Here is a 12,243-nt window from a genome sequence, read left to right on the forward strand (position 1 = left end):
TCAGGCGGATCGGCCGCGTTCGCTGCGGTACCGGCGCACCAGCGCGTCGGTCGAGGAGTCCGACTGTTCGGTGGGGGAGCCGTCGGCGGTGATGACCGGGAGCAGCGCCTTGGCTTGAGTCTTGCCGAGTTCGACACCCCACTGATCGAACGAGTCGATACCCCAGACGACTCCCTCGGTGAACACCTGGTGCTCGTAGAGTGCGATCAACTGTCCGAGCACCGACGGGGTCAACTGGGTTGCGAGGATCGACGTGCTGGGCCGGTTACCCGGCATCACCTTGTGCGGCACCACATCCGGCGGAGTGCCTTCGGCGGCGATCTCCTTGGCGGTCTTACCGAATGCGAGGACCTGCGTCTGGGCGAAGAAGTTGCTCATCAACAGGTCGTGCATGCTCCCCTTGCCATCGGCGGTCGGCAGGTCGTCTGTGGGCTGTGAGAAGCCGATGAAGTCGGAAGGCACCAGACGCGTGCCCTGATGCAGCAGTTGATAGAACGCGTGCTGGCCGTTCGTGCCCGGTTCGCCCCAGAAGATCTCACCGGTGTTCGTGGTCACCGGCGTACCGTCGGCGCGCACCGACTTGCCGTTCGACTCCATCGTCAGCTGCTGCAGATAGGCGGCGAAGCGGGCCAGGTCATTTGAATATGGCAGCACCGCACGGGTTTCGGCGCTGAAGAACTCGTTGTACCAGAGCCCGATCAGTCCGAGCAGCGCCGGTACATTGGACTCCAGCGGTGCGGTGCGAAAATGCTCGTCGACAATGTGGAACCCGGACAAGAACTCGGCGAACCGCTCGCGGCCGATCACCGCCATCACGCTCAAGCCGATCGCGCTGTCGACCGAATACCGGCCGCCGACCCAGTCCCAGAATCCGAACATGTTCTCGGTGTTGATACCGAAATCGTCGACCAGCTTCTTGTTCGTCGACACCGCCACGAAATGCCGTGACACCGCCGCGTTTCCGAGCGCATCGGTCAGCCAGCGGCGCGCCGCGGTCGCGTTGGTCAGCGTCTCGAGCGTCGAGAACGTCTTCGACGCGACGATGAAAAGCGTTGTCGCAGGGTCGAGCCCGTCGAGGGTGGCGACCAGATCAGCAGGATCGACGTTGGAGACGAACCGCGCCGAGATGCCGGCGTCGGCGTAGTGCCGTAACGCGAGGGTGGCCATCGCCGGTCCGAGGTCCGACCCGCCGATGCCGATGTTGACGACGGTCTTGATCGCCTCGCCCGTCGCGCCGGTCCACTCGCCGCTGCGCAACCGGTCGGTGAAGTCACCCATCTTGTCGAGCACCTCGTGCACGTCGGCGACGACGTTGCGCCCATCGACGACCAGTTGGGCGCCGCGCGGCAATCGCAAGGCGGTATGCAGGACGGCGCGGTCCTCGGAGGTGTTGATGTGCACGCCGGAGAACATCGCGTCACGCTTCTGCTCCAGGCGCGCCGCGCGGGCCAAATCCACCAGCAGGCTCAGCGTCTCGCGCGTGACCCGATGCTTGCTGTAGTCGATGTAGAGGTCGCCGACCGTCGTGGCGAGCTCAGTGCCGCGGGCCGGATCCTCGGCGAACAACTCGCGCAGGTGTTTCGCGCCGATCTCACCGTGATGCCGCTGCAACGCCTGCCACGCCGGAGTCGCGGTGATATCGGGTATCTGGTCGGAGTCGGCACTCATGAACATGACCCTAGTGCGGCGAAATGGCCAAGGGTGTACAGAAGAGTTATGGATACCGCGAAGCTGTTGTCGTCAGTGCCCACCGGACTGTGGATCGGTGGTGAGGAACGCGAGAGCGCGTCCACCTTCGATGTGCTCGACCCGTCCGACGACTCGGTGATCGCCTCCGTCGCCAACGCGACCGCCGACGATGCGATCGCCGCGCTCGACGCCGCGTGCGCCGTGCAGGCCGAGTGGGCGGCCACCGCCCCGCGCGAGCGCGGCGAGATCCTGCGCGCGGTGTTCGAGAAGATCACCGAACGCGCCGAGGACATCGCGACGCTGATGACTCTCGAGATGGGCAAGGTGCTGCGCGAGAGCATGGGCGAGGTCACCTACGGCGCCGAGTTCTTCCGCTGGTTCTCCGAGGAAGCGGTGCGCGTCGCGGGCCGTTACACCCAGAGCCCCGCGGGCAGCGGACGTGTCCTTGTCACCAAACAACCGGTCGGGCCCTGCTATGCGATCACGCCGTGGAACTTCCCGCTGGCGATGGGCACCCGCAAGATCGGCCCGGCGTTCGCGGCCGGGTGCACGATGATCGTCAAGCCCGCGCAGGACACGCCGCTGACGATGCTGTTGCTGGCAAAGCTGATGGACGAGGCGGGTCTGCCCAAGGGTGTGCTGTCGGTGCTTCCGACGAAGAACGCCGGCGACGTCACCGCCGCGTTGATCGACGATGGCCGGTTGCGCAAGCTGACCTTCACCGGTTCGACCGGGGTGGGCAAAACGCTGGTCAAACAGTCGGCCGACAAACTTCTGCGCACGTCGATGGAACTGGGCGGCAACGCCCCGTTCGTGGTGTTCGACGACGCCGACGTCGATGCCGCCGTCGAGGGCGCCATCCTGGCCAAGATGCGCAACGGTGGCGAGGCGTGCACGGCGGCCAACCGTTTCCACGTCGCGAACTCGGTGCGCGCGGAGTTCACCGACAAGCTGGTCAAGCGGATGAGCGAGTTCACCCTCGGCAAGGGCATCGACGAGTCGGCCACACTCGGGCCGCTGATCAACGCCAAGCAGGTCGCCACCGTCGAGGATCTGGTGTCCGACGCGGTGTCGCGGGGCGCGACCGTCGCGGTCGGCGGCGTCGCCCCCGACGGTCCCGGCAGCTTCTACCCGGCCACGGTGCTGGCCGACGTGCCCGCCGGCGCCCGCATCCTGTCCGAGGAGGTTTTCGGCCCCGTCGCGCCGATCACCGGTTTCGACACCGAGGAGGAGGGCGTCGCCGCGGCCAACGACACCGAGTACGGGCTGGCCGCCTACATCTACACCCAGTCGCTGGACCGCGCGCTGCGCGTCGCCGAAAGCCTCGAGTCCGGCATCGTCGGCATCAACCGCGGCGTGGTCTCCGACCCCGCCGCGCCGTTCGGCGGCGTCAAGGAGTCAGGCTTCGGGCGCGAGGGCGGGTTCGAGGGCATCGAGGAGTACCTCGAGGTGAAATACATCGCGCTGACGAAGTAGTTCGACACGCCGCCGCGCCTGCCGCGGCACGTCGGCTCGCACGGGCAAGATTTCGCAAGTGAATGCGCGTCGCTCCGTCGCGCCCGCTGATCGCCGCCCGCTGTCAGTACATCCCTCCTCGCGTGCGCATCGGCGTGGCGAGATCCCCGCCCTCGACGGCATCCGCGCCATCGCCGTCGCACTCGTGCTCGCCGACCACGGCGGCATTCCCGGCGTCGACGGCGGCTTCCTCGGCGTCGACGTGTTCTTCGTGCTCAGCGGCTTTTTGATCACCTCGCTGCTGCTCGACGAGCACGCACGCACCGGTCGAATCCGGCTGCGCGACTTCTGGATACGTCGCGCCCGGCGGCTGCTGCCCGCCCTGCTGGTGATGGTGCTCGCGGTGGTGGCGGCGCGGGAGTTCTTCTCGACCGAGGCGATCGCCAACCTGCGGGACGACGCCGTCGCGTCGTTCTTCTGGGTGGCCAACTGGGCGTTCGTCGCCCAGCGCACCGACTACTTCTCCCAGGGCGCACCACCTTCGCCGCTGCAGCACACCTGGTCGTTGGGCGTCGAGGAGCAGTACTACCTGTTCTGGCCGCTGGTGCTGATCGCCGTCGCGTTCGTCTTCTGTCGTCGGGACCCGACCCATCTGCGGTGGGCCGTTCTGGGTGTCGCCGGCGCGGGGGCGATTGCCTCGGCGGCGGCGGCGATTCTGTTGATCGACGACGGGACGCTGAACCGGATCTACTTCGGCACCGACACCCGCGCGCAGGCACTGCTCGTCGGCGCTGCGGCGGCCGCCCTGCTGGTTCGGGACTGGACCACCGTGACGCTGGCCGGGCCGGTGATCAGGACCCGATGGCTGCGGGGGGTCGCCCGCGCGGTGTCCGTCGTCGGTGTCGTCGTCCTGGGGTTCGCGGTGCACATGGCGACCGGCAGCGCCGGCGACTTCCGTAACGGCCTGCTGATCATCGTCGCGCTCGCCGCCGCCTGCGTGATCGGTGCGGTGGCGATGGATCAGGAAGGGCCGGTCGCGCGGGTCCTGGCGTGGCGGCCGCTGGTGTGGCTGGGCGCGATCTCCTACGGGGTCTATCTGTGGCACTGGCCGATCTTCCTGGCGATCAACGGTGAGCGCACCGGGTGGTCCGGCTGGTCGCTGTTCGCGGTGCGGTGTACGGCGACGCTGGCGGTCGCTGCGCTGTCGTGGTGGTTGCTCGAACAGCCCATCCGGCGCTGGCGGCCGGTGATCGTGCCGATGCTGCCGTTGGCCGGTGCGACGGCCGCCACCGCCGCGGTGATCACGATGACCGTGCTGCCGGTCGGCGTGCCGTCAGGCCCGCCGATTCAGGATTCGAGCATCGACTCCGCGGCGCTGGTGGCGCCGGAGGTGCCGATCCCGGTGGAGCGGAGCGCCGCCCGCGATCCGAACACCAGGACCGTCGCGGTGTTCGGCGACTCGGTGGCGTGGACGTTGATGCGCTACCTGCCGGAGACACCGGGTCTGAGGTTCACCGACTACACGACGATCGGGTGCGGCATCGCGCGCGGCGGACCGTACCGCTACGTCGGCCAGACGCTGAACCAGAAGCCCGCCTGCGACACGTGGCCGAGCAGGTGGTCGGAGCGGGTCAAGCACGACCGGCCCGACGTGGTGCTGCTGATCGTGGGCCGGTGGGAAGTCGTCGACCGGATGAACGAGGGCCGGTGGACCCACATCGGCGAGCCGACATACGACGCCTATCTCCGCGCCGAACTCAACCGCGCGCTCGACATCCTGTCCTCGACCGGCGCGCGCGTCGTCGTCACGACCGAGCCCTACAACCGCCGTGCCGAGAAACGCGACGGCAGCCTGTACCCGGAGGACGATCCCGACCGGGTCGACGACTGGAACGCGTTGCTGCGCAGCGCCGTCAAGTACCGCTCGAACGTCACCGTGCTCGACCTGAACCGCAAGCTCGGCCCGAACGGCGGCTACACCAACTGGATCGACGGGATCCGCATCCGCAGCGACGGTGTGCATCCCACGCCGGAGGCGGTCGAGTGGTTGACGCCGTGGCTGACCGACGCGCTGCGTTAGGGACTTGGGTGCGCTACCGATCGCTGAGCGACTTGTGGTGCACCGAGATCACTCGGGAGGTCAGTGGCCGAGGCGGCCGCGGCCCAGCCGCAGCAACAGCATCGCGAGGTCTTTGCCGTCGGGGCCGAGTTCGCTGTAGCGCTCGATGACCTTCATCTCGCGGCTGTGCACCAGGCGCGTGCCGCCGGAGGCCATCCTGGCCTGACCGATCAACTTCGACACCTCGGTGCGGCGCTTCACGGCAGCGAGAATCTCGGCGTCCAGCCGGTCGATCTCCCGGCGCAGGTCATCGATATCGGGCACAGTCTCGGTTTCGGTCGTCATGCGTTTCACCACCTCGCGGAGCTCTCGGCAACAGCTAGACCACGGGTGCCGCGGATCGGTACCCGTAGATGAATCGCTGTTTGCTGAGCACGGGACAAAGTGTGCCACCAAACGCTGGGCCAGCGCAAAGCCGTGGGCGGTTCGACCGCTGAGTTGATGCGCGGTTCGACCGCTGAGTTGATGCGCGGTTCGACCGCGGTCGTGTCCCTGTACGGCGGTAAGTTCGATACCGACATGAGCGCACCGAACCTGATCGCACCGAACGGTGCCACCGAATCCGACCAACTGCTCGAGGGGCTCAACCCGCAGCAGCGCCAGGCCGTCCTGCACGAGGGCTCGCCGCTGCTCATCGTCGCTGGTGCCGGCTCGGGCAAGACCGCCGTGCTCACCCGCAGGATCGCCTACCTGCTGGCCGCCCGCGACGTCGGCGTCGGGCAGGTGCTGGCCATCACCTTCACCAACAAGGCCGCCGCCGAGATGCGCGAGCGGGTGGTGGGCCTGGTCGGGCCCCGCGCCCGCGCCATGTGGGTGTCGACGTTTCACTCCACCTGCGTGCGCATCCTGCGCAACCAGGCCTCCCTGATCAAGGGCCTCAATTCGAACTTCTCGATCTACGACGCCGACGACTCGCGTCGCCTGCTGCTGATGATCGGCAAGGATATGGGCCTGGACACCAAGCGGTATTCGCCGCGGCTGCTGTCCAATGCCATCTCCAACCACAAGAACGAGTTGGTCGGCCCGGAGCAGGCGGCGGCCGAGGCCTCGGAGGCGGGCGAGGAGTTGCCCGGCATCATCGCCGAGGTATACGCCGAGTATCAGCGCCGCCTGCGCGCGGCCAACGCGCTCGACTTTGACGACCTGATCGGTGAGACGGTCGCTGTGCTGCAGGCGTTTCCGCAGATCGCGCAGTACTACCGGCGCCGGTTCCGGCACATCCTGGTCGACGAGTACCAGGACACCAACCACGCCCAGTACGTGCTGGTGCGGGAACTCGTGGGAACTGAAACGGTCGACGGGGTGCCGCCGGCCGAACTGTGCGTGGTGGGCGATGCCGACCAGTCGATTTACGCGTTCCGCGGTGCGACGATCCGCAACATCGAGGATTTCGAACGCGACTACCCGAACGCCACAACCATTCTGCTGGAACAGAATTACCGCTCCACGCAGAACATCCTCAACGCCGCGAACGCGGTGATCTCCCGCAACGCCGGCCGCCGCGAGAAGCGGCTGTGGACCGACGAGGGGGAGGGCGAGCTGATCGTCGGCTATGTCGCCGACAACGAGCACGACGAGGCGCGATTCGTTGCCCAGGAGATCGACGCGCTCGTCGACGACGGTGGTAGTTACTCAGATGTCGCGGTGTTCTACCGCACCAACAACTCCTCGCGCGCGCTCGAAGAGGTGTTCATCCGTGCGGGAATCCCCTACAAAGTCGTTGGGGGAGTGCGGTTCTACGAACGCAGGGAGATCCGCGACATCGTCGCGTACCTGCGGGTGCTGGACAACCCCGGCGACTCGGTGAGCATGCGTCGGATCCTGAACACTCCGCGCCGCGGCATCGGCGACCGCGCCGAAGCCTGCGTCGCTGTGTATGCCGAGAACACCGGCCTGAGCTTCAACGACGCCCTGCAGGCGGCCGCCGAGGGCAAGGTGCCGATGCTCAACTCCCGTGCGGAGAAGTGCATCTCGGCGTTCGTGGAGATGCTCGACGATCTGCGCGGCCGCCTCGACGGTGAACTCGGCGAGTTGGTCGAGGCGGTGCTCGACCGCACCGGGTATCGAGCCGAACTCGAGTCGTCGAGCGATCCGCAGGATCTCGCGCGGCTGGACAACCTCAACGAGTTGGTCAGCGTTGCACACGAATTCAGCACCGACCTGGCCAACGCGCAGGCGCTTGCCGATGACGAGCAGCTGGACGAGGACATCCCCGACACCGGGGTGCTGGCCCAGTTCCTGGAACGGGTCTCACTGGTCGCCGACGCCGACGAGCTTCCCGAGCACGGTGCGGGTGTCGTGACGATGATGACGCTGCACACCGCCAAGGGCCTCGAGTTTCCTGTCGTCTTCGTGACCGGGTGGGAGGACGGCATGTTCCCGCACATGCGGGCGCTGGGCGATCCCGCCGAGCTGTCCGAGGAGCGCCGGTTGGCCTACGTCGGCATCACCCGCGCGCGCCAGCGGCTCTACCTGAGCCGAGCCAAGGTCCGCTCGTCATGGGGCCAACCGATGCTCAACCCGGAATCGCGCTTCCTCAAGGAGATTCCGCAACACCTGATCGACTGGCGGCGCACCGACCCGACACCGTCGTTCAGCGCACCCGTGAGCGGGGCGGGCCGGTTCGGGACACCGCGGCCGTCGCCGACGCGGTCCGGTGCGGGCAAGCGCCCGCTGCTGGTGCTCGAGCCCGGCGACCGGGTCACGCACGATAAGTACGGGTTGGGCCGGGTGGAAGAGGTGAGCGGCGTCGGCGAGTCGGCGATGTCGCTCATCGACTTCGGAAGCTCAGGTCGGGTCAAACTGATGCACAACCACGCGCCGATCACCAAGCTCTAACCAGAACGCTCCCAGCGTCCGGTGGCGGGCAGGGCGGCGAGCACGATGGTCGCGATCGGCAACACCGGGATCGCATACACCACGGCTGGTAGCTTGGCCCCGGCCACGAACAGGCTGGAGAAGATCAGCAGCGCCACCATCGACCCCACCATGACCAGCAGGCGGCTCACCCAGCGGCGCAACAGCAGTCCGATCAGCCCGGCGATGAGGGCCGCCGCCGAGATCGCGGTCAGGAAGCCGACCGCGACGCAGAACAATTGGTCGGTGCGCCACCAGCCGGTGATCAGATCGGTGGCGATGACTGCGGTGGCCCATCCGGTCAGGATGCTGCCGACCGCGGTGGCGATAGCGGTCTTCGGGTTGGCCGGCGGCGATCCCGTCGGGGAGACAGCGACCGGGCGGGCGCGCGGTATGTAGGCCGTCTCGGGCGCGGCGCGGTCGGACAGCTGCGTGGCGCCGCCGTCCGCCATCTGCGTCGGCGGGCCGGCGATTGGAATCGAGCCAGTCGGATGACGCCGGATGATGCTCGTCTGCGGGTCCTGGCCGGTCGGAATCTCACCGGAAGGGTGTCGACGAATGATGCCTGTTTCCGCGCTCGACGGGGAGTGGGGTGATTGGCGTGTCAGATCGGAATCGTCGTCGCTGGCCACTCGGCCAGACTAGTTGCCGAACGACAGGCCGCGTTTGGCCAACCAGCCCACGGGGTCCACGCGGTCGGTGCCGTTCAGGTGCACCTCGAAGTGCAGGTGCGGGCCTGTCGAGTTGCCGGTGTTGCCCATCTTGGCGATCTGATCGCCCGCCCACACCCGCTGGCCGACATCCACCGACCACGAGCTGAGGTGGCCGTAGAGCGTCACGGTGCCGTCGGCGTGGCGGACCTTGACCATGTTGCCGTAACCGGCATACGGCCCGGCCGAGATGACCACGCCGTCGGAGGCGGCGAGCACCGGCGTGCCGATCGAGTTCGCGATGTCGATGCCGCCGTGCAGGGCACCCCAGCGGTAACCGAAGCCCGACGTCCACACGCCGGTGGTGGGCGTCACGAACATCGGCCGCTGCAGCCGGGCTTCGCGCTCGGCGCGCTCCTGGGCGAATGCGGCCGCCTTCTGGATCTCCTCGGTGTGCATTGCCGAGCTGGCGGCCGGTGTCACGGCGACCACCTGCATACCGCCTGACGTCTCGCTCACCGGGTTGGCCATTGCGGACTGGCCGACGGCCAGGACGGCCTCCGAGGACTTCTCGTGGGCCGCATTGGCCATCGAGTACGCGCCCGCGGCGGTGGCGCCGACGGCCATCGCGGCGACCATCAGCCGACCCTTGACGGGAACTTCCTGCTTGCGGTGCGCAGGCGTGCGGTTGCCGATGCGGATGACGTCGGTCGCGTCCATGCCGTCGCTGGTGTCGGTGTGGCTGTCGCGGTAGGCGTGCGAGCGGCGCGCGTGCCTTGCACCAGACCGGGCTCCGGACTGGAACTCCGATGGCACGGCGAGACGCAGCGGGACGAGGTCGTCGGTGTCGGTCAGGTCATCGAGCTCGGGGGCGTGGATGACCTGGGCTTCGCGGTCGAACGCGCTGTTCTCGCTGTAGTCGATGTCAGCGAGATCGCCGAACTCGTTGAACGGGATGATGTCGGTGACTTCGGCGGGGGATTCGCTTGCACGGCGGCTGATTTGCCGGTTCGTCGACGATCTGCGATGAGATCCGGACGAACGGTGCGAAGCCAACCTGGGGTGTCCTTGCCTGTCGAGAAGCCTGCGGGATTGCCTGTCGTGACCAAAGCGTTATCGAGACCAGAGGCACGTTAACCAACTCGCGACGACGGCTGCAAGCCGAGAGCCTATTCCGCGGGAGATTGTGATTTGTATCACTGAGCCGAGCTGGTGAGATCTACCACATGAGCGGTGGGCGGTGCCAACACGTTCTGGGCGTGTGGATAAAGTTCCACCGAGCCTTCGGCCCAACAACTCCGCAATCGACGCGCTAGAGACAGGGACGTTCCACAGCCAATGGACCTCTTCGAATACCAGGCGAAAGAGCTCTTCGCCAAGCACAACGTGCCCACCACACCCGGTCGGGTGACCGACACCGCCGAGGACGCCAAGGCGATCGCCGAGGAGATCGGCAAGCCGGTGATGGTCAAGGCGCAGGTCAAGACCGGCGGCCGCGGTAAGGCGGGCGGCGTGAAGTACGCGGCCACCGCCGACGACGCGTTCACCCACGCCCAGAACATCCTCGGCTTGGACATCAAGGGCCACATCGTCAAGAAACTGCTGGTCTCCGAGGCCAGCGACATCGCGGAGGAGTACTACATCTCCTTCCTGCTCGACCGCGCCAACCGCACGTACCTGGCGATGTGCTCGGTCGAGGGCGGCATGGAGATCGAAGAGGTCGCCGCCACCAAGCCGGACCGGCTGGCCAGGATTCCCGTCGACGCGACCAAAGGCGTCGACGAGGCGTTCGCCCGTGAAATCGCCAAGAAGGGCCATCTGCCCGAGGAGGTGCTCGACGCCGCCGCGGTGACGATCGCCAAGCTGTGGGAGGTGTTCGTCGGCGAAGACGCGACGCTGGTGGAGGTGAACCCGCTGGTGCGCACTCCTGACGACCAGATCCTGGCGCTGGACGGCAAGGTCACGCTCGACGGCAACGCCGACTTCCGGCATCCCGAGCACTCCGAGTTCGAGGACCGCGACGCCACCGATCCACTGGAGCTCAAGGCCAAGGAGCACGACCTCAACTACGTCAAGCTCGACGGGTCGGTGGGCATCATCGGCAACGGCGCGGGCCTGGTGATGTCGACGCTGGACGTCACCGCCTACGCGGGTGAGAAGCACAACGGCGTGAAGCCGGCGAACTTCCTCGACATCGGCGGCGGCGCCTCGGCCGAGGTGATGGCCGCGGGTCTGGACGTCATCCTCAACGACGAGCAGGTCAAGAGCGTGTTCGTCAACGTGTTCGGCGGCATCACCTCGTGCGACGCCGTCGCCAACGGCATCGTCAACGCGCTGAAGATCCTCGGCGACGAGGCCAACAAGCCGCTCGTGGTCCGTCTCGACGGCAACAACGTCGAAGAGGGTCGCCGCATCCTGGCCGAGGCCAATCACCCGCTGGTGATTCAGGCCGACACCATGGACTCCGGAGCCGACAAAGCCGCCGAGCTGGCGAACAAGTAAGGGACGCACCTCATGTCGATCTTTTTGAACAAGGACTCCAAGGTCATCGTCCAGGGCATCACCGGCGGCGAAGGCACCAAGCACACCGCGCTGATGCTCAAGGCCGGCACGCAGCTGGTCGGCGGTGTCAACGCCCGCAAGGCCGGCACGACGGTCTCGCACAAGGACAAGGACGGCAAGGACGTCGAGTTGCCGGTGTTCGGCTCCGTCGCCGAGGCGATGAAGGAGACCGGCGCCGACGTGTCGGTGGTGTTCGTGCCGCCGAAGTTCGCCAAGGACGCGATCATCGAAGCTATCGACGCGGAAATCCCGCTGCTGGTCGTCATCACCGAGGGAATTCCGGTGCAGGACACCGCGTATGCGTGGGCCTACAACGTTGCAAAAGGGCAGAAGACCCGCATCATCGGCCCCAACTGCCCGGGCATCATCACGCCCAGCGAGGCGCTGGCCGGGATCACGCCTGCCAACATCACCGGTCCGGGCCCGGTCGGCCTGGTGTCGAAGTCCGGCACGCTGACCTATCAGATGATGTTCGAACTGCGCGATTTCGGGTTCTCGACCGCCATCGGCATCGGCGGCGACCCCGTCATCGGTACCACGCACATCGACGCGATCGAGGCATTCGAGAAGGACCCCGACACCAAGGTCATCGTGATGATCGGTGAGATCGGCGGTGACGCCGAAGAGCGCGCGGCCGATTACATCAAGGAGAACGTCAGCAAGCCCGTCGTCGGCTACGTGGCAGGGTTTACCGCACCGGAGGGCAAGACCATGGGCCACGCCGGCGCCATCGTGTCGGGCTCCTCGGGCACCGCCGCCGCGAAGAAGGAAGCGCTGGAGGCCGCGGGCGTCAAGGTCGGCAAGACACCGTCGGAGACCGCCAACCTGGCCCGGGAGATCCTGCAGAGCCTGTAGCGCGCGCTCCACTCTCTTTGGCGCGAGCGACCGTGTCTGTGCACAACACGCCGCTGT

9 protein-coding genes are annotated in these 12,243 nt (G+C 67.1%); 5 read left to right on the top strand and 4 right to left on the bottom strand.

Features of this window, described 5'->3' with window-relative positions; translation table 11 throughout:
• Nucleotides 1-1,668 (bottom strand): glucose-6-phosphate isomerase, encoded by a 1,668-nt coding sequence (gene pgi, locus AU192_RS21245; RefSeq protein WP_064399610.1) that lies wholly within the window; start codon nucleotides 1,666-1,668, stop codon nucleotides 1-3.
• A 48-nt stretch (nucleotides 1,669-1,716) separates the two neighbouring features.
• Here pgi and AU192_RS21250 point away from each other — a divergent pair, with 48 nt between their 5' ends.
• Both AU192_RS21250 and AU192_RS21255 read left to right on the top strand, forming a co-directional pair.
• A complete protein-coding gene (locus tag AU192_RS21250; RefSeq protein WP_064399494.1) occupies nucleotides 1,717-3,165 on the top strand; it encodes an NAD-dependent succinate-semialdehyde dehydrogenase in 1,449 nt (482 codons plus the stop codon).
• Nucleotides 3,166-3,223: 58 nt separating this feature from the next.
• On the top strand, nucleotides 3,224-5,224 hold the full coding sequence (locus AU192_RS21255) for an acyltransferase family protein (RefSeq protein WP_416171896.1): 2,001 nt from the start codon (nucleotides 3,224-3,226) through the stop codon (nucleotides 5,222-5,224).
• A gap of 60 nt (nucleotides 5,225-5,284) precedes the next feature.
• Here AU192_RS21255 and AU192_RS21260 read toward each other — a convergent pair whose 3' ends face one another.
• Nucleotides 5,285-5,560, bottom strand: coding sequence for a chorismate mutase (locus AU192_RS21260; protein WP_269845533.1), 276 nt, complete (start codon nucleotides 5,558-5,560; stop codon nucleotides 5,285-5,287).
• Nucleotides 5,561-5,782: 222 nt separating this feature from the next.
• Here AU192_RS21260 and pcrA point away from each other — a divergent pair, with 222 nt between their 5' ends.
• The gene (pcrA, locus tag AU192_RS21265; RefSeq protein ID WP_064399613.1) at nucleotides 5,783-8,101 is read left to right on the top strand and encodes a DNA helicase PcrA; all 2,319 of its coding nucleotides are present in this window, start codon (nucleotides 5,783-5,785) and stop codon (nucleotides 8,099-8,101) included.
• On the opposite strand, the gene AU192_RS21270 is transcribed toward pcrA, so the two are convergent.
• Complete coding sequence (locus AU192_RS21270) at nucleotides 8,098-8,751, bottom strand: hypothetical protein (protein WP_416171895.1); 654 nt, start codon at nucleotides 8,749-8,751, stop codon at nucleotides 8,098-8,100. The genes pcrA and AU192_RS21270 overlap by 4 nt on opposite strands.
• Nucleotides 8,752-8,760: 9 nt before the next feature.
• The gene (locus tag AU192_RS21275; protein WP_064399495.1) at nucleotides 8,761-9,825 is read right to left on the bottom strand and encodes a M23 family metallopeptidase; all 1,065 of its coding nucleotides are present in this window, start codon (nucleotides 9,823-9,825) and stop codon (nucleotides 8,761-8,763) included.
• A gap of 282 nt (nucleotides 9,826-10,107) precedes the next feature.
• Here AU192_RS21275 and sucC point away from each other — a divergent pair, with 282 nt between their 5' ends.
• Entirely contained in the window at nucleotides 10,108-11,271 is a 1,164-nt protein-coding gene (gene sucC / locus AU192_RS21280; protein ID WP_064399496.1) for an ADP-forming succinate--CoA ligase subunit beta, read from the top strand.
• A 12-nt stretch (nucleotides 11,272-11,283) separates the two neighbouring features.
• On the top strand, nucleotides 11,284-12,186 hold the full coding sequence (sucD, locus tag AU192_RS21285; protein WP_064399497.1) for a succinate--CoA ligase subunit alpha: 903 nt from the start codon (nucleotides 11,284-11,286) through the stop codon (nucleotides 12,184-12,186).
• The last annotated feature ends 57 nt before the right edge of the window (nucleotides 12,187-12,243 follow it).

This window comes from Mycobacterium lehmannii, from assembly GCF_001499925.1.
GTDB classification, from domain to species: domain Bacteria; phylum Actinomycetota; class Actinomycetes; order Mycobacteriales; family Mycobacteriaceae; genus Mycobacterium; species Mycobacterium lehmannii.